Genomic DNA, 19,713 nt, shown 5'->3' on the forward strand with positions numbered 1-19,713 from the left:
CGAAATCGAGATATTTTGTTTAAAAAAATTAATTTTCTACTTTTTTGTTTACCTTTTTTAATAGCGCAACAAGCATGTTTGCCTCCTCATCATTTAGAAAACCCAGCAAGTAATCAACTAAATTTCGATATTTTGGCATGCTATTGTCCATGAATTTATTCCCATCATCTGTTAAAGCAACATGGATTACTCTCTGGTCATCAGGACGTCCGCTGCGAATTAATAAACCGCTCTTTACTAATTTATCCATATGATAAAGCACTTCTAAAACAGAAAACTCAGTAATGCAGAGACTGCTTTTGGCTAAGTTCAGTTTTATTTGCCTTAAAACAAGGGAAGTTCGTGCACTTTTTCTTCATTTTATTTCACCTCCGAAAAATATCTTTAATTTAATTATCTTGAATATGAGATAATGATAGTATGTATAAACTTATATGTCAATAGCCTTTTAATATCTAGTCTGCGATTTTTTTAAAAAGCAAATAACTGCCATCTAAGAATTGTCGATAATTAAAGCCAACTCCAAGTTTGGAAAATAAAAAACCAGCGACCACAACGGGGATGGTAAAATGAATATAGATAATTTTAATCAGGGAAAAATAAGACTAAAATCCATAAATTCACAAAAAATAATATATATTTGCAAGCATATAGAAAAAAGTTATGGAGGAGAAGTTATTTTGGCAATAAAAAGCATAAGGAAAAACCTTGAGACACTTCGTGAAATTTATTCTAATAATCTTACGGTAGGATTAATAGCAGAAGAATTATCAGCGTGTTCCCCACAAGATGATGCATTAACAATAAAATTCCAAATGGAAAAACTTGATTTTGATTATTATGGAGTGGCGATTGATGGTAAAATCATCGGCTATATTATTCAATCTGAACTGGATGAAGGGCTGATTTCAAAGTATATGCATACCTTTCAAATGGAGGATCTTGTTTCAGAATCTACTTCTTTACTGGAATTGCTGTTGATTTTACGAGAAAGGCATCCTGTTTTTATATTAGAAAGCAACCGAATAAACAAATTAATAACTGTTGCGGATTTGCAAAAGCAGCCGATTCGCATGCTAGTATTTGGTTTAATATCTATTCTAGAAATGAATTTAGTTCAGTTAATTATGGATTATTATCCAAATAAACAGTGGAAAGAGCGCTTGAGTGCTAATCGGATAAATGAAGCAATGAACCTATTCCATGTAAGAAAAGAAAAAAATGCAGGCTTAGGATTAATTGACTGTCTGCAGCTTTCAGATAAAGGCATGATTGTCCAAAAAACTCCTGATCTATTGGGGAAATTAGAACTTCATTCAAGAAGAGAAGCAAAACAATTTTTTAACAGGATAGAAGAATTAAGAAATAATACGGCCCATTCACAAGAGTATGTCTATAACGATTTTAATGATTTTTTGGATATTATCACAAGGATAGAGAGAGTATTGAGCCTTATTTAAAGGTATTTTAAAGGAGTAGATGAATTTCCCAGGATTCCAGCTTTCCGTGGGGCAGGCGTATCGCCTGTCCCGCTAATTTTACAGGAGTCTTGCACCTTTCACTCCAATCAACCTGTTTTAACTATGGATTTACTCATGGAAACTATCTGAAAAACAACAATCTTTTAGAAAACATCCATTTTAAATGAGAGTGCTTAATCTCTAGTGCAGTAATTGGGGATAGGCATCTTTTTTAATCTATTTTTTATAGGTCATGCTAGATTGTCTTAAGAAGCATGCAAGCTGAATTTTTAACATGTCTTCCGAACTTGAAAATGAAATCTTTAGCTTATCCTCAATTTTTTTAATTCTTTGATAGAGTGTATTAACATGTATATGCAATTGTTTAGCAGTTAAGGAGATGGAACGGTTGTTTTGTACATAGGCCAATAATGTTTCTTCTAAAGATTGATTTTTATCGAAATCTACCTGCAATGGCAGAAACACTTCGTTAATAAATCTATGTAATTCCTCGCTTGGCTGGTTTAAAAATAGACGGTTAATGCCAATTTTCTGGTAATGCATGATCCCAATTAAATTTCTCGATTTTTGGAAATCTAAAGTTTTTTCAGCTTCCGAATAGCTAGCAGCTATATCTTCAAGATTTTCATAGCATGTACCCACAGCTATACGCAGAGAAGATCCGTTAGCATTCTTCCAGTTAGAATGAAGGTGATGCAGCCGGTTTTCGAAATCAATTACACTTATTTCTTGAGGGAATTGACATAAAAGTGTTACTTTATCCTGAGCACCAAACACAACTGGAAGATGACTTTGATAAGCTTTTTTTAGATCGGAAACTAAACGGTGAATTTGTATATTCATAAAATCTATTTCATGAGTATATGTCAGTTGAATAATAATTGCTGCATAAAAGAAATTCTGCTGAATGCCTAGTTCTAATCCCTTTTCGCAAAGCTGTCCATACTCTTTTAATTGCAGAAACTGATGGAAACGGTCCGATGTTTTTTTGTAAAAAGAATCTGTAAGAGATTGTTGTCTGATTATTTCTAAAGCAATAATGGAACTTGATTGTTCAAAAACCATTTTATCCAGTGAGGTTAATTCATCTTCATTTACAACGGCAATTAGCATGCCGATAATGGTATTAATTGCAAGAATGGGATGGAAATAAAATGTACGCTCTTGATCAGTGGTGATAAAGGTTTTGAATTCTGCTTTTTTTATCGTTGTCAGCTGTTCTGGGTGAAAAACTGGAGCGTTTTTATGCCAGCTGTTTGGTTTGGAATATACTTGATTATCAGTAAAATCAATGATGGCTATAGGTATATTTACCATTCTTCTTAATTCATTTGTTATAATTTTTAGCCCTTTGCTTTGTAAGGAAAGATTCATAAAAGAGTGGTGAATTTCATCTCGCTGAATAAGAATATTATTCTGTTCTTTTAAATGTTGATAAAGTCTTGAATTAGTTAAAGCGATGGATACTTGGTCAGAAAAGCTTTCCAATAGTTTTTGGTCTTTTGCAGTTAATAGCGGATAAGGACCATTTTGATAGATGATCAATACACAAAGGACAGTTTCCTCGACAGCAATTGGAACAGAAATAATCGATTGCAATTCTTCAAAATGATAAGAACTTTGTAAATATGTTTGGTTTTCAATGGTAATGGATAAAGATTCATTCCATATATCATTAAAGGATGTCAAGATAATGGAGTTATTTTCTCTGAAAGTTTTTCCAATGATTCCTTCGCTTATTTTCATCCGCATTTTTTGTATTTCTGCTGATGGTCCACCTGCCCATGCTTTTGGGATAAGAATATCTTCTTTTTGATTATACATCCAAAGTACTCCCATATCAGCAACGGGTATTACTGACAGGGAATTTTTAAGAATTTTTACTAATAGGTCATCCAAATTATTTAAAGAAGATATATCACGTATGCTTTCCATCATTTTATTTCGAATATATTTTTCTCTCTCCAACATATGTTCAAGATAATAGGTATAAATGAGCTGCTCCAAATGTTTTAGTTCCTTCTTTGGCAAAACTTTCCCTTCCGTAAAAATAACAATGGCAAATCCCTTGTCCAGTTCAAAATATAGATTGGATTTATGATGTTGAAAGATCATGGAATGATGATTTGGATATATCGGCAAAAATTCTCTATCATTTAATATTTCCCATATTTGAAAGGAAGAAATTTTGCATTCCTCTATTAAAAATTGCGTTAAAATTTTTAAGCTCTTCATAAACTTTCCTTTCGTATGTATATTTCTACATTAAATTATCCTTTATTATATATAAAATTATATTGTTTGAATAGTCTGATTTTTAATATATTTATATTAGTAAAATATTAAAAAGTTAGAGGGGGCATAAATGTGAATGCCAAAAAAAATGCCAAGTATATCATTATTGCTATGCTTTTTTTAGGATGGTGTCTCGGGAACTTTGATCGTTTTATCATTAATTATGCAATTCTTGGTATTTCAGAGGATTTACAGCTGTCAGCATCGACAACGGGAATTGTATTAAGCAGCTTTTTTGCTGGTTATGCATTAATGCAAATTCCAGGAGGATGGCTCGCTGATAAGTTTGGCTATCGAAAAGTTTTAATTGCAGCGATATTACTTCTATCAATTTTTACGGCACTAACAGGTTCTGCTTGGTCATTACTTTCTCTTGTATTTATTCGTTTCCTTTTTGGATTGGGGGAAGGAAGCTATTTTCCTGCTGCTTCAAAAGGAATTGCCAATTGGTTCCCGCAGAATGAGAGAAGTAAAGCGATGTCTATTATGCTTACATCAGGAACTATTATGGGCGTGGTTACGCCCATTGCTGGAACAATCTTGATGCAAAGCATCGGATGGAGAATGATTTTTTATGTTGTTGGAGGAATTGGGCTTTTAATAACAGGATTATTTTATTTCTTTCTTCAAGAAAAAGATAATTCGAAAAATATTCAGGTGAAGGAACCACTTCAGAAAAAAAATCAAAAAACATCGCCTTTAAGAGATGTTTTAAAAACACCAATGATTTGGAATTTATTTATCGCCTACTTTAGCATTTATGCAGTCAACTGGGGTTTATCTTCTTGGATGCCAACATATTTAGCACAGGTAAAAGGATTAGATTTAACAAGTGTTGGCATGATTTCGGCGATTCCAGCATTTGCGGGCATCTTTGCAATGCTTGCAAGTGGATATATTTTAGATCGTCTACCCGAAGGAAAGGACAAGCTGGTTGCTGCTATTTTTGGATTGCTGACTGCTGTGTTTCTATATTTAATGGGATCAGCTCCTACAATCACTATGTTTGTCACTTATCAAAGCTTAGTTACAATTTTGCTTTCTTTTAATATTATTCTAATTACTTCTGTTCCTTTGAAAATACTTCCAGAGTCTGTAGTTGGAACAGCAAATGGTTTTATTAACACTGGAGCACAGTTTGCAGGTGTACTGACTCCTATGCTTATAGGATTTTTAGTCGATTTCTTTGGAGGTTCTTATAGTGCTGCCTTTATTATGCTAGTTTGTTTTGCTTTATTATGTTCGGCGGCGCTATTTCTAATAAGACCAAAAAAACAGTTAATGTCATTGGAATCCAATTCATTGACTAGCTTAATAGAGGGGGAAAAATGAAAATGAATATTACAGCAGAAATATCTAGATTAATAGAAAACAAAAGCAATCTTTACAAGCAGTTAAGTGATCAAGTTTGGGAGTATGCAGAGACGCGATTTGAGGAATTTCAATCAGCAGAATTGTTATGTGATTCGCTAGAACAAGAGGGGTTTTCAGTAGAGCGGGGAGTTGTAGGGCTTGAAACAGGATTTATAGGAAGCTATGGAAGCGGTGGGCCAGTTGTTGCCATTTTAGGAGAATTTGATGCATTAGCCGGCTTAAGCCAGAAAGCGGGATTTAAAGAATATAACCCAGTTGATTTAAATGGCAATGGTCACGGATGCGGCCACAACTTATTAGGAGTAGGGGCACTTGCTGCAGCGATTGCTATTAAAGATTATTTGAAAGAAAATCAACTCCAAGGAACAGTGAAATACTTCGGATGTCCTGCTGAAGAAAGCGGCTATGGCAAGTCATTTATGGCTAGAGACGGGCTTTTTAAAGATATTGATTTTGCTTTATCCTGGCATCCTAGTACAGCAAATGCTGTAATGAATGCTTACTCCAATGCAGTCATTCATGCTACTTTTCAGTTTAAAGGCCGCAGTGCACATGCAGCCGCTTCTCCTCATTTAGGGAGAAGTGCATTAGATTCTGTAGAGCTGATGAATGTTGGCGTCAATTATATGCGTGAACATATGGAAGATGAAGCACGCATTCATTATGCCGTTACAAATTCAGGAGGGTTTGCTCCGAATGTAGTGCAGGCGGAAGCTGAAGTGACTTATTTAATAAGAGCGCCAAAACCTCACCAAGTAAAAAATCTGTATGAGCGAGTTGTAGATTGTGCAAAAGGTGCTGCATTAATGTCACAAACAAGCATGGAGGTTCAAATCGAAGGCTCTTGTCATAACTTAATTTCTAATAGCACATTGGAAAAAATCATGCATCAGCATTTGGATGATTTGGGTTTTCCGGAAGTAACAATAGAAGAAGTGGAGTTTGCTAAAGAAATGTATAATTCACTGACAGATATCGAAAAGAAAAGTGCTGAATTATCGGTTGGAAAAGAAATAGGGCAGCGCTTAAAGGAAAAACCGATTGTGGACTTTATTTTGCCTTATTCAGAAAAACCTGTTTTTATGGGCGGTTCTACGGATGTAGCTGATGTAAGCTGGAATGTGCCAACAGCGCAATGCACTACCGCAACTTGGGCGTTTGGCACACCTTTTCATACATGGCAAGTTGTTGCACAAGGCAAAGAATCATATGCCCATAAAGCAATGCTGTTGGCAGGAAAAGCGTTGGCGAGTACTGCAATCACAGCAATAGGGAATCCTTCTATAATTGAAAAGGCGAAAGCAGAATTGCAGGAAAGATTGGATGGAGAGACATATGAAGCATTAATACCAAAAGAGCTTCAGCCACCGAAGAATAAGAGGCAGGAAGCAGTTTATTAAGAGATAAATAAAGATAGAATGGGAAAGAAGTGATGGATTTCCATGAAATACAGAACTGTTTTTGACATAATTGGACCAGTCATGATTGGTCCATCTAGTTCTCATACAGCAGGTGCAGCTAAAATAGGCCGTGTAGCGAGAATATTATTTGGCAGACAGCCGAAGTGGGCAAAGGTATCTTTTTATGGTTCTTTTGCACAGACCTATCAAGGACATGGGACAGATGTCGCCATTATTGGAGGCATTCTTGATTTTGATACATTTGATGAACGTATTCCCTCCTCGTTATCGATAGCAGAAGAAATTGGAATGAATATTTCCTTTATAGAAGAAAAAGCAAATGTAGATCATCCTAATACAGCAAGGATTATTATAGGCGATGAAATGGACCAGCTTGAGCTTGTTGGGATTTCAATAGGCGGGGGGAAGATAGAGATAATAGAGATAAATGGTTTCCAACTGAAGCTTTCTGGAAATCATCCTGCTCTATTGGTTCTCCATCAAGATAGGGCCGGAACAATTGCCGCAGTAGCAAATGTTTTGGCTGAATTAAGCATTAATATTGGACATATGGAAGTATCAAGAAAAGAAAAAGGACAAATGGCAATGATGACAATAGAGGTTGACCATAATATGGATGATGATGTTTTAGAAAGCTTAATGAAATTGCCGAATATTATACAAGCAACAAAAATTATTCAATAAGATTAGCAATGCATTACTTAGAAAACAGCAAAAAGCAGCTCCAAAAGAGGAGATGCTTGGAGGAGCGAAAAGCAGCATGTTTAGAAATGTAGCAGAACTCGTAAGTTTGGCGGAAAAAGAGAATGTGAGTATAGCAGAAATAATGATTCGTCAAGAAATAGAGGTTCATGAAACAACTCGCCAAATAATAATGGAACAGATGGATAAGAACTTGTCGGTAATGGAAAGAGCAATTGAAAGAGGATTGGCAGGCGTTGCATCACATACTGGTTTAACCGGAGGCGATGCAGTTAAAATGCAAACCTATATTAATGGAGGAAACTATTTATCGGGAAAACCAGTATTGGACGCAATCAGCAAAGCGGTCGCAACTAATGAAGTAAATGCAGCGATGGGCATCATCTGTGCAACACCTACAGCAGGATCGGCTGGAGTAGTGCCAGGAACGTTATTTGCGGTAAAGGATCAATTACATTTAACTAGACAGGAAATGGTGGAATTCCTTTTTACAGCAGGTGCATTTGGATTTGTTGTGGCAAATAATGCTTCCATTTCAGGAGCAGCAGGGGGCTGCCAGGCTGAAGTGGGTTCAGCAGCAGGAATGGCTGCAGCTGCTTTAGTACAAGCAGCCGGCGGAACTCCCGCACAATCAGCAGAAGCCATGGCCATATCGTTGAAAAATATGCTTGGGCTAGTATGTGATCCAGTAGCTGGGCTTGTTGAAGTCCCTTGTGTAAAACGCAATGCAATGGGAGCTGCCAATGCGATGGTATCAGCTGATATGGCTCTTGCGGGAATAACAAGCCGAATACCATGTGATGAAGTAATCGAAGCAATGTATAAAATTGGCCAAACAATGCCTGTTTCTTTAAAAGAAACTGCTCAAGGAGGGCTTGCGGCAACTCCAACCGGACAAAGGCTTGCGGCCAAGTATTTTGGAAAAAGAGCATAAAAGGATTTATAAAATAATAATGTGAGAGGAAGCGGCCTTATTAATTATGAGGGCCGCTTTTTTGACGAGTATGAATCTTTTATTCCAGTTATTAAATAGTTATTTTGCAATTGCAATGCATTTGAAAATTATTATATTAATAGCAAAAAAATTATAGAGCGAGGCAGGCAGCAAAAAAGCTTTTCTTGTTATCAAAAGTTTATTAGGAAATTTTATAATTTTCTAAAAGTATATATTGGGTGCTGCTGAGTAAAAATAATAGGGGAAGTGTGCATATTAATATATTTTATTAGAGTTAAATTTTTGGTGCAGATGGCAGGGGATCGTCTGGCTGATGGGAGCTGATTCGTGTGAAGTTTTTTTCAAGAAAAACAGATTTCACTATTTCAAAAAACGGCATGAATATCATCGAAACAATCGAGATTGGCGGCATCAAGCAATCAATATTGATTCAAACAGAAGATCCCCAAAATCCTTTGCTGTTCGTTCTTCATGGTGGACCGAGCATGCCTATTCCTGGAATATCCAATCGAGGTGCCGATTACGCTTTAATTACTTGCACGAAGCGGCTAGTTAAACATTTTACCCTTGTCTATTGGGATCAGCGAGGCACAGGAAAGTCCTATTCAAAGAATATCCCAAAAGAAACGATGCATCTTAAACAATTTATCAGTGATGCCAAGGAAATAATCGGTTATTTATTACAACGTTTTAATCAGCCTAAACTGCATATCCTGGCCTATTCATGGGGCACGATTATCGGTCTTCCCCTTATTTCCAAATATCCCGATTTATTCTATTCCTATACGGCCTTATCCCAAGTCACAAATTGGGGAGAAAATGACAAACTAAACTATCAATGGCTGATGAAAAAGGCGAAAGAAAGCAATAATCAAAAAGCAATCAATGAATTGACAAGGCTTGGGGCACCGCCTTATCAAAAAAGCTTTAAGAAATGGAACATTCTTCAAAAATGGCTATTTAAATATAAATCCATGATTTACGATGCAAAAGATAAAGGGACACCCACCTATTTCAAAATGTTTCAAATGATGCTCACATCTCCCGATTACACCTTAAAAGACATTTATCATTCATTGGTTACAGGAATGAAACTAGCCTATTCAGAACAAATGCTTTATGATTTAAATCATTTTAATTTCTCTATAGAAATTCCTAAAGTGGAAATTCCTGTTCTATTTATCCATGGGAGAAAAGATAAGCATATTATGCCAAAGTTAATCCAAGACTATTTCGAACAGCTGGATGCCCCGAAGAAAAAACTATATTGGGCAAAAAAGTCTTCTCATATGTTTCACTTGGATGATGCAAGGGAGATTGAGGGATTGCTGATTAAATATTTGAAGAAGCTGAGTGAGTGAAATTCTCTTGAAAAAGGAGTTTTGCTCATTTTTTTATGCTATTGATAAGTTGAACTATACACTAAGGGAAGGAAGCTTTTTTTCTCTTTTTTCATAAAAAACTATTTCGCTAAATAAATCCTTTATCCTTCTGATTACCAACTATACACTGGCCGTTTTTCAAAAAAATATTAAACTTCCAATTGATGTCATTTGTAGTTGTTTATGCATCATCTTTACAAATAGCAGGAATCTAAGACTTCGAATAGTTGTAATGGTAAACTTGCTGTCCATGTTCTATGTACTTTCTTGTTACACAATATTTGCGTATTGTAAAACAACATCCATTTTTCACCATGAGAGGATTTTAATAGGGAATCGATTTATATGGATAACACTTCCTGTAAATCTATCAAGCTATGCACAGCATAGGGTAAGCATATTAGTCTTTTAGTTGCCACTTTTTGGGGGGATGATTAGAAATATTACATCTGCTAGCCTGATAGTAGAGAAACGACTACTAGGAGGCAAAGAATATGCAAAAACTAAAGAAACTAATAGTAGCCGCTGGGGTAATGTTATCTATTTCAGCATTTACATTAACAAATCAAGCCGATGCTGCAACAAATCGCACTATACAATCGGGTGATACGTATTGGAAAGTAGCAAAAGGATTTGGTATTCCTGTAAATGACTTAATGCAAGCAAACAATAGCAAACCTCTAATGACAGGTCAAAATATGATTCTGCCAAATGCTACAATCTCTGCAGCAGATAAAGATTTAATGGCACGTTTAGTGCGTGCAGAGGCTGTTGGCGAGCCTTATGCTGGCAAGGTTGCAGTTGCGGTTGTCGTATTAAACCGTGTAAAGAGCAAGCAATTTCCCAATACAGTCCGCGGAGTAATCTATGAAAAATCGAATGGATACTATGCTTTCACTCCAGTAAAAAATGGAGAAATCAATAAGCAAGCTGATGCACAATCTAAAAAGGCTGTAAACGAAGCAATCGCTTTAGGCGGAAAAGGCAATGGTTCATTATTCTTCTATAATCCTAAAACAGCTACAAGTGACTGGGTATCAACGCGTCAAGCTACCGTTACTATCGGAAATCATCGTTTTGCGAGATAAGTAGAGGAAAAGCATCAATCATTATGGGTTGGTGCTTTTTGTTTGGGGTTTTATGGTTTAAAGGAATGATGTATAAAAAATAAAGGATGCAGCACTGCTCGATACTAGAATGAGTTGTGCTGCATTTTGTATTTTATAAGTTTTTTTATTAGAAACTAGCACATAATTCACCTAGGTTAATCCTTATTATTGTTTGGAAGATTTAACTCATTGAATAACAAATAAGTATTTGAATTAAGATTAGCTAACTATTTTTTATTTGATTTTCTGAAATCAGCCTTTGGTATTTGAAAAAATCATTTTAGTATAATAATAAACACCGCAAGCAAGAAAATTATATACAGTTTTATTTATTCTTCTTTACTTACTATATTTATAGATCTATTGTATTAGATAAATTAAAGTGAAATAAATATTTTTTTTCTTTATCTAGTGAAAACTAACTGTAATATTGCTTGAATTTTAATAAATTAATCTAGTTATTTTTCTAAAAATAGTTAATAATGGATTTAATAGTAAGCATGCAAAATAATTACTTTGAAAATTAATTTTATGAAAAGAGTGGAAGCAATCGCATAGCTTAGGAATAATATTAAATAGATTGTATAGCGATGCACCTGATGGTTACAAAGTAGCAAGTATTCATTTTTTTGGAGTTAAATATGCGTCTTTTATCCAGGAAAATCACCTTAGTGTAAGAGAAATTATTAAAGCATCTGGTTTAAACACATCCTATGCCACGGAGATTAGTAAAGGTATTAAATTATCAAAGTATGTTGTCCCTAAATAAAAAATAGTTGTAGGTTATTTAATGCTTTAACTAGATTCGGGCGATGAGGGGCAACTCTATATGATGATTATTATATAGAAAATGCGCCTATTTTTAAGGGAAATGAGTGAAATTTAAAATGGATTTTAATCAGAGAATCCATAATTGTTTAGTGCGAATGTAAAGATAACATAATTTACTAAAGGGGTTCGCACCAATTTTTAAGAAGAAATATGATTGCTTTTTAAAATTTTTGAGTATATTCCTTGCTTTGGTTATAAAATTCATTATTAGTATAGGAATATCAAGTGTAATTTTACGATTTTTGTTAAAAAATCGGGGTCGCATTCTATATGGATGCGTGGATTGAAATAAAAAGAGTATTTGGAAAGTATAGAAATCGGTATGTCGCATTCTATATGGATGCGTGGATTGAAATATTTGTAAAATTGATGATCCAAAAGAGGTAGACAGTCGCATTCTATATGGATGCGTGGATTGAAATAATGACAACTGTTTTTGAATTGGATTTTACCGTCGTCGCATTCTATATGGATGCGTGGATTGAAATCCATCCATTTGGCGTAGGCATCCGGGATAAATTCGTCGCATTCTATATGGATGCGTGGATTGAAATAGGATAAACAGGCTATTTTGAGAAGAATTATAAGTCGCATTCTATATGGATGCGTGGATTGAAATGCCTTGGATCGGAATCGTTTAAGGATACTCCTGTGTCGCATTCTATATGGATGCGTGGATTGAAATCTCCACCAATATTTTTTAATGCATCAAACATTCGTCGCATTCTATATGGATGCGTGGATTGAAATCAGAATGGCTAGATATAGAAGATGAGACAACTACAGTCGCATTCTATATGGATGCGTGGATTGAAATGACAGGGCGTCAAAACACTGAATGACCCCACCAAAGTCGCATTCTATATGGATGCGTGGATTGAAATCACCATGACCAAATAGATGCCACAACAGTAAATAGTCGCATTCTATATGGATGCGTGGATTGAAATATGCTGCTATACGTATGCGAGTGAGGTTGTTTGATGTCGCATTCTATATGGATGCGTGGATTGAAATCTTTAGTACTTTTTGATCCGCCTCCTAAAATAGGGTCGCATTCTATATGGATGCGTGGATTGAAATAAAAGGAACACAAGGTGGTAAGAAGTCGATGGACGTCGCATTCTATATGGATGCGTGGATTGAAATTTTGCTGGTATCGGTCAAAAGAAAAAAGGCGAAAGTCGCATTCTATATGGATGCGTGGATTGAAATCTCCTAAATGCAATTTATTTTCAATAAAAACCCAGTCGCATTCTATATGGATGCGTGGATTGAAATATATAGCTGCTTTCACTGGATGCCCTCCACATGTTGTCGCATTCTATATGGATGCGTGGATTGAAATCATAGATTCCCACTCATTAGGAGGGCAATATTGACGTCGCATTCTATATGGATGCGTGGATTGAAATACAGCTTCAAAGAGTTTACACGGTTACGGTCAATCGTCGCATTCTATATGGATGCGTGGATTGAAATTTCATCAGCTGCTACAACGACAACACCACAACCGTCGCATTCTATATGGATGCGTGGATTGAAATTTGTTTGTGAGTAGAAACACTAAATGAACATGCGTCGCATTCTATATGGATGCGTGGATTGAAATAATCATGAAAGAGTACGGCAGAAACTCTGACTTTGTCGCATTCTATATGGATGCGTGGATTGAAATAATACAATGACATTGCACAGATACACTTATATGAGTCGCATTCTATATGGATGCGTGGATTGAAATTTATGTTTTTTACGTACTAGTTTAACAAACTCAGTCGCATTCTATATGGATGCGTGGATTGAAATCTCTATCTGACAACCAGTTATAAGCTGCCCTTGTAGTCGCATTCTATATGGATGCGTGGATTGAAATTTTCGGTTGGGTTGCTTAGTAGCATGGTGATAGGTCGCATTCTATATGGATGCGTGGATTGAAATCCCTGTTCATATACTGTTATGTTAATACCAAGTTGTCGCATTCTATATGGATGCGTGGATTGAAATCCCTTGCTGATTGGTAAATGTTCTGTTTACTGCTGTCGCATTCTATATGGATGCGTGGATTGAAATGCACCATTGGTTGCATAGTTGATTCCTGAAGCAGTCGCATTCTATATGGATGCGTGGATTGAAATAGTAGGCCGACAATAGGAAAGCCGGTTTTCTACCGTCGCATTCTATATGGATGCGTGGATTGAAATTATTGGGGAGCTAAGGGATCGTACAGAGACAGAGTCGCATTCTATATGGATGCGTGGATTGAAATGTATTGATGAAATAAAGCGTGCTTTTCCTACAGTAGTCGCATTCTATATGGATGCGTGGATTGAAATAACAAAACAAATGATGAACTTGGGGCGCTTAAAAAGTCGCATTCTATATGGATGCGTAGATTGAAATCTACAGATGGTGGACAACGAGCTTATGAATTGTGCTGCATTCTACATGAGTGCGTGGATTGAAATTTCATACCGTATTGTTGGCATTCTCGTAAGAAGAGTCGCATTCTATATGAGTACGTGATTGAGATGATACACTTTTCGATAGTTTTTTGGTGATGATGGGTGATCTCTACATTTTACGTGTATTATGTTTCATGCCCGGCCGACTCTTTCAGAAATAACTACCACTCAGTACGAAAAAATTATCTAAATCTAACTTTTGTATTCTCTAAATAACATGTACTCTGAAGAAATGACCTTCATAGTATAAATATAAAATGTTACGAGAATATACTAAAAGGTATGCCATTTTTGGTATACCTTTTAGTATATAATTACTTGTAATAGCAAAAGAGTTTGTACACATATATTTATCAATTTAGATAAAAAGTTAATAAATTGGAGGTGCCAAATGACTTATATTGCTCATATCAGAGAAAGCGATAGGAAAATCCAAACGGTGGAAGAGCATTTATTAGGAGTTCGAAGTATAGCTGAAACTTTGGGAGCGAAATTAGAAGTTAAGCATGTAGCTGGTCTTGCAGGTATGCTACATGATTTAGGGAAGTATACGAATGAATTTCGTACTTATATACTAGAGGCGGTGAATAATCCAGATGCTCCCCCAAAAAGAGGAAGTGTTGATCATTCTACTGCTGGCGGAAAGATACTGTACGAGTTATTTCATACAAAACAAATTACAGAATATAAAGGGAAATTAGCTGAGATTGTAGGAAATGCAATTATTTCACATCATTCGTATTTAAAGGACTATTTAAATGATGAGCTGGAATCAAATTATTTAAAAAGGGTACGGGAAAAAGATTTGCCTGAGTTTGAATTATCGAAGCAGAAATTTTTTGAGTTAGTTATTAGTAAAAAAGATTTTATGAATTATGTCGAAAAGGCAGCAAAAGAGTTGGAAAAATACTTAAAAAAAGATCCCTCAAAAACAAGTGAACAAAAGTATATGTTTTTAACAAAATTCGTTTTTAGTACATTGATCGACGCAGATCGAACAAATACAAGATTATTTGAAGAAAATCAGAACTATACTCCTAAAGAGAATCATTCTATTTTATTTGAAACCTATTATCAGAGATTAATGGAGAGAATAGAGTCCTTTCAACAGCATGAACATGTAAATACCCCTATCAACATATTACGGAAACAGATGTCTGAACAATGTGATCGTTTTGCAAAAAAAACTTCAGGAATTTATACATTGTCGATCCCTACAGGTGGTGGAAAGACGTTAGCTAGCTTAAGATATGCCTTAAAACATGCTAAACTTTATGATAAAAAGCATATTATTTACATAGTTCCCTATACAACGATTATTGAACAAAATGCAGAAGAAGTAAGAAAAATTCTAATGGATGAAATAAATATTCTAGAGCATCATTCTAATGTGATCGATGATGAGAATGATAATGATGAAAATCAAGATGGAGTAATGAGTACAAAGCAAAAGTTGAAATTGGCAAAGGATAATTGGGATTCTCCTATTATTTTTACGACGATGGTACAATTTTTGAATGTTTTTTATGCGCATGGTAGTAGAAATATACGAAGACTTCATAATTTGAGTGACTCGGTTATTATTTTTGATGAAGTACAGAAGGTGCCAATTAGTTGTGTCTCATTATTCAATCAGGCCTTAAATTTTCTGAAAGATTATGCGAAAAGTAGTATGGTTCTTTGTACGGCTACACAGCCAGCACTTGATTTTGTTGAAAATAAACTTTCTATTGATACAGATGCTGAAATGATTGAGCAGCTTGATGATGTGGTTGAGCAATTTAAAAGGGTGGACACAATAGATTTAGCAACAGATCAATCTTTTACAAATGAAAAACTAGCGGATTTTGTAAAAGAAAAATGGAAAAACACACAGAGTATATTAGTGATATTAAATACAAAGGCAGTTGTCAAAGATTTATACGAAAAGCTACAGGAGAATGAAATGCAAGGAACGGTGTATCATTTAAGCACGGCGATGTGTGCTGCACATAGAAATGAGCTATTAGCTGAAATTAGAGAGAAATTAGAGTTTAAAGAAAGAATTGTTTGTGTAAGTACACAATTAATTGAGGCAGGTGTTGATATTAGTTTTTCATGTGTGATTCGATCGTTGGCAGGGCTTGATTCAATTGCTCAAGCAGCAGGACGCTGTAATAGACATGGAGAAATGGGAATACAGCCTGTTTATATCATAGATCATACAGAGGAGAACTTAGATCACCTAAAAGAGATAAGGAAGGGGAAGGAAGAAGCAAAAAAAATCCTTATTGATTTAAAGAGAGACAGCAATAGTTATGGTGGAAACATTCTATCCAAGCAAGCGATGGATCGATATTTTCAATCTTTTTATTCTACTTTTTCGTCTGATTTAGATTATTTTATCCCTAAATTACGGAAGAATATGACAGAATTGTTAATGGTAGCTAGAAAGGAAAATCGTGATCGTTATGCCTATATTACTAAGTATAAAAGAGAGGTGGAATTATTTATTTTGAACAGTTATGGAACAGCTGCTAAAGCGTTTCATGTGATTGATCAGGCAACTACTAGTGTAATAGTTCCATATGGAGAAGGAGAAAATATAATAGCAGAATTAAATGGCAGCCAATCAATAGAGGATCTTAGTAAATGGTTGCGAAAAGCACAGCAGTTTACTGTGAATTTGTATTCTCAAGAAAAGCAGTTACTTATACAGAATAATGGATTGGTCCCGTTACTGGATGGAAAAATTATGGCTTTAACTGAAGGAGCATACAGTGAAGAATATGGAGTGGATGTTTTAAATGAAAGTGGATTTGGTAGTGTAATATTCTAAAAAAGATATATTGTTGAAATGAAAATGTTTAGGGGGATGTCCTCGTTCTTTAGACATTCCCCTTTAATCATATACTATACTTTTCAATCCACGCTAAAAATCAGCGACAATTACTTTTTATAGTATAACATAGATATTGAAATTTGATATGTTCACTTAATGTTCATAAATTTCGTATAATATATAATTAAATTACTTGAATATTATGTGGGAAAAAGTTACTATTTAACTATAAACTAGTAAAAAATGGAGGTGGGAAAATGCGTAACTCCATAGAATTTTCATTATTCGGAAAATACGCTCTATTTACAGATCCTTTAACAAAAATGGGTGGAGAGAAGATGAGTTATTCCGTCCCAACTTATCAATCTATTAAAGGCATAGTAGAAAGTATTTACTGGAAGCCAACCCTTTTAATGATTGTAGATGAAATTCGAATCATGAATGCGATTAATATGGAGTCGAAAGGAGTGCGACCGATTGAATACGGTGGTGGCAATACATTGGCACATTATACATATTTAAAAGACGTTCATTATCAAGTTAGAGCACACTTTATCTTTAATCCACATCGACCTGATTTGGCTTTTGATCGAAACGAGTTTAAACATCACAATATTCTTAAACGTTCTCTTAAAGCTGGTGGACGCAGAGATATTTTTCTTGGAACACGCGAATGTCAAGGATATGTAGAATCCTGTGAATTTGGAGCTGGTATAGGATATTACGATCAACTTAGTGAAATGCCTCTTGGGACAATGTTACATGGAATAAATTATCCAGACGAAACGGGTCATAATCAGATGGAGATTCGTTTGTGGAATCCTATCATGAAAAACGGGGTTATTCAGTATATTCGTCCTGATCAATGTACAAATATACGCAAAGTAAAGAAACTGGAATCGAAAACATTTGATTCTTCAAATGTAGAGTCAGTAGATGAATTATGGAGCGAAATAGAAACTGGAAGGTGAATAAATGAGTTGGTTACTTAATTTGTATGAAACCTATGAATCAAATTTAGATCAAGTAGGAAAAATTGAGAAAAAATATAATGGACAGGAATACACTCTATTGCCAGTTTCACATACAACTCAGACAGCCCATATTGATGTAATTGTAACAGAAGAAGGGGAATTTCATTTTGCAAATATAATTAATAAAAGTGATGCTAATACATTGATTCCTTGTACAGAAGATTCAGCAAGTCGTGCGGGTGCAGTTGTATCTCCATATCCACTGCATGACAAAATTAGTTATGTTGCAGGAGATTTTGTAGCGTATGGAGGGCAAATAAAAAAGGAGGTACCGTTTTCAAAATATATTACAAATTTAAAGAATTGGGCAGAATCCCCTTTTGCAACACAAACGGTAAAAAGTATATATAACTATTTAAGTAAACAAACTTTAATAGCAGACTTGGTAGAAAATAAAATATTATGGTTGGATACAAATGCTCATTTAATAGGAAAGTGGGATAAAAAAGCAGAAGATTTTATTGGGGAGAAGCCGCCAATTTTTTCTACTGTTACTGGAGGACAAGAAAGCGCCTTTGTTCGGTTTTCAGTCCACTCATCTAAACGTCTTATACCGCAACCATGGAAAGATCCAAATATGTACGAGTCATTTATTTTATATTACCAAAGGTTACTTGGAAACAATGATCTTTGTTATGTTACGGGGAATATTATGCCAAGTACAGAAAAACATGCTAATAAAATAAGAAACGCAGGTGATAAGGCGAAATTAATTTCAAGCAACGATACGAGTGGTTTTACCTATAGAGGAAGATTCAATAAGTCCAATGAGGTTGCTAGTATTAGCTATGAAGTATCACAAAAAGCCCATAACGCTCTTAAGTGGTTGATAAATAAGCAAGGTAAAATTGTTGACCAAAGAGCTTTTCTTGTTTGGGGAAATGATAATGAAAATAATGTACTAGATGTTATGGATGACAGTTTTTCAATCTTTGCTATGGATGAAGCAGCTGAATTAAAAGAAGAATTAAAGTCCTATACATATGAACATTTTGCTAGGGAACTAGCGAAAGCAATTGATGGCTATAAAAGTGATTTATCTGCAAATGATAGAGTACAGATTATGATACTTGATTCGGCAACAACTGGCAGGATGGCAGTTTTATATTATCGCAGCATAGAAAGATCAAATTATTTAGAGCGTTTGAAAAATTGGCATACAACATGTGTATGGCAGCACCATTATAGAAAAAATAAGGAAGGCTACTCCATGCCATTTTATGGTGCTCCTGCTCCGAAGGATATTGCATTTGCTGCATATGGACCAAAAGCGAATGATAAATTGGTAAAAGGATTAATGGAAAGAATGATTCCTTGTATTATTGATGAAGCAAAAATACCTTTAGATATTATGAAGAATGTCTTTTATCGTGCTTCAAATCCTATTTCTATGGAAAATTGGGAATGGGAAAAAACATTAAGTATTGCTTGTGCGTTAATTAACAAAAAGGAGGGATATTCTGTGGCTTTAGATCAAGAAAATGAAGATCGTGATTATTTATTTGGAAGGCTTCTAGCTGTTGCAGATGTGTTAGAAAGAAATGCTTTAGATAACAATGATAAACGCGCTACAAATGCAAGAAGATATATGTCTTCTTTTGCCCAGCATCCCGCAAGAACATGGACAACTATTCAAAAGGCGCTACAACCTTATCAAGCAAGATTAGGAGAAAGAGTTTGGTACTATAATAAATTAATAGATGAAGTTGGCACAAAGATCAAATTTGAAGATTTTAATAATAAGCCTCTTTCAGGAAGATATTTATTAGGGTTTTATAGTCAACGAAATGATTTATATCAAAAAAAGAATAAAGAATCCCAAGAAATTTAACTTATTTATGGA

At 35.0% G+C, this 19,713-nt stretch carries 13 protein-coding genes and 1 CRISPR repeat array; of the genes, 11 read left to right on the plus strand and 2 right to left on the minus strand.

The features are described 5' to 3' along the window. Positions 1 to 28: 28 nt before the first annotated feature. Positions 29 to 250: a MarR family winged helix-turn-helix transcriptional regulator gene (locus NCCP28_RS06985; RefSeq protein WP_248560679.1), complete on the minus strand. Its 222-nt coding sequence runs from the start codon at positions 248 to 250 to the stop codon at positions 29 to 31. 430 nt (positions 251 to 680) lie between these two features. On the opposite strand from NCCP28_RS06985, the gene NCCP28_RS06990 reads away from it, so the two are divergent. Next, entirely contained in the window at positions 681 to 1,460 is a 780-nt protein-coding gene (locus NCCP28_RS06990) for a hypothetical protein (RefSeq protein WP_248560680.1), read from the plus strand. Positions 1,461 to 1,697: 237 nt separating this feature from the next. Here NCCP28_RS06990 and NCCP28_RS06995 read toward each other — a convergent pair whose 3' ends face one another. After that, positions 1,698 to 3,716 carry a helix-turn-helix domain-containing protein gene (locus NCCP28_RS06995; RefSeq protein ID WP_248560681.1) on the minus strand — a complete coding sequence of 673 codons (2,019 nt, stop codon included), beginning with the start codon at positions 3,714 to 3,716 and terminating at the stop codon, positions 1,698 to 1,700. Positions 3,717 to 3,848: 132 nt separating this feature from the next. On the opposite strand from NCCP28_RS06995, the gene NCCP28_RS07000 reads away from it, so the two are divergent. The 10 genes from NCCP28_RS07000 to cas8c all read left to right on the plus strand — a co-directional run bounded on the left by NCCP28_RS07000 (position 3,849) and on the right by cas8c (position 19,701). Beyond that, entirely contained in the window at positions 3,849 to 5,108 is a 1,260-nt protein-coding gene (locus tag NCCP28_RS07000) for an MFS transporter (protein WP_248560682.1), read from the plus strand. A 2-nt stretch (positions 5,109 to 5,110) separates the two neighbouring features. Beyond that, positions 5,111 to 6,550, plus strand: coding sequence for a M20 family metallopeptidase (locus tag NCCP28_RS07005; protein ID WP_248561117.1), 1,440 nt, complete (start codon positions 5,111 to 5,113; stop codon positions 6,548 to 6,550). Between the two features lie 42 nt (positions 6,551 to 6,592). Then, positions 6,593 to 7,255: an L-serine ammonia-lyase, iron-sulfur-dependent subunit beta gene (gene sdaAB / locus NCCP28_RS07010; protein WP_248560683.1), complete on the plus strand. Its 663-nt coding sequence runs from the start codon at positions 6,593 to 6,595 to the stop codon at positions 7,253 to 7,255. A 76-nt stretch (positions 7,256 to 7,331) separates the two neighbouring features. Further along, a complete protein-coding gene (gene sdaAA / locus NCCP28_RS07015) occupies positions 7,332 to 8,207 on the plus strand; it encodes an L-serine ammonia-lyase, iron-sulfur-dependent, subunit alpha (protein ID WP_248560684.1) in 876 nt (291 codons plus the stop codon). Positions 8,208 to 8,557: 350 nt separating this feature from the next. After that, complete coding sequence (locus tag NCCP28_RS07020) at positions 8,558 to 9,589, plus strand: alpha/beta fold hydrolase (protein WP_248560685.1); 1,032 nt, start codon at positions 8,558 to 8,560, stop codon at positions 9,587 to 9,589. Between the two features lie 515 nt (positions 9,590 to 10,104). After that, positions 10,105 to 10,698 (plus strand): cell wall hydrolase, encoded by a 594-nt coding sequence (locus NCCP28_RS07025; protein WP_248560686.1) that lies wholly within the window; start codon positions 10,105 to 10,107, stop codon positions 10,696 to 10,698. Between the two features lie 589 nt (positions 10,699 to 11,287). After that, positions 11,288 to 11,488: an HTH-like domain-containing protein gene (locus tag NCCP28_RS23970; RefSeq protein ID WP_483870137.1), complete on the plus strand. Its 201-nt coding sequence runs from the start codon at positions 11,288 to 11,290 to the stop codon at positions 11,486 to 11,488. Positions 11,489 to 11,808: 320 nt separating this feature from the next. Beyond that, positions 11,809 to 14,018: a CRISPR direct-repeat array (repeat unit 32 nt; unit sequence GTCGCATTCTATATGGATGCGTGGATTGAAAT). Positions 14,019 to 14,406: 388 nt separating this feature from the next. Beyond that, a complete protein-coding gene (cas3, locus tag NCCP28_RS07030) occupies positions 14,407 to 16,833 on the plus strand; it encodes a CRISPR-associated helicase Cas3' (protein WP_248560687.1) in 2,427 nt (808 codons plus the stop codon). 260 nt (positions 16,834 to 17,093) lie between these two features. Continuing rightward, the gene (gene cas5c, locus NCCP28_RS07035) at positions 17,094 to 17,807 is read left to right on the plus strand and encodes a type I-C CRISPR-associated protein Cas5c (RefSeq protein ID WP_248560688.1); all 714 of its coding nucleotides are present in this window, start codon (positions 17,094 to 17,096) and stop codon (positions 17,805 to 17,807) included. A gap of 4 nt (positions 17,808 to 17,811) precedes the next feature. Then, positions 17,812 to 19,701 (plus strand): type I-C CRISPR-associated protein Cas8c/Csd1, encoded by a 1,890-nt coding sequence (gene cas8c / locus NCCP28_RS07040; protein WP_248560689.1) that lies wholly within the window; start codon positions 17,812 to 17,814, stop codon positions 19,699 to 19,701. Positions 19,702 to 19,713 lie beyond the last annotated feature (12 nt).

Origin of the sequence: Niallia sp. NCCP-28 (assembly GCF_023168165.1) — a bacterium.
In the GTDB taxonomy this organism is placed as follows: Bacteria; Bacillota; Bacilli; order Bacillales; family Cytobacillaceae; genus Niallia.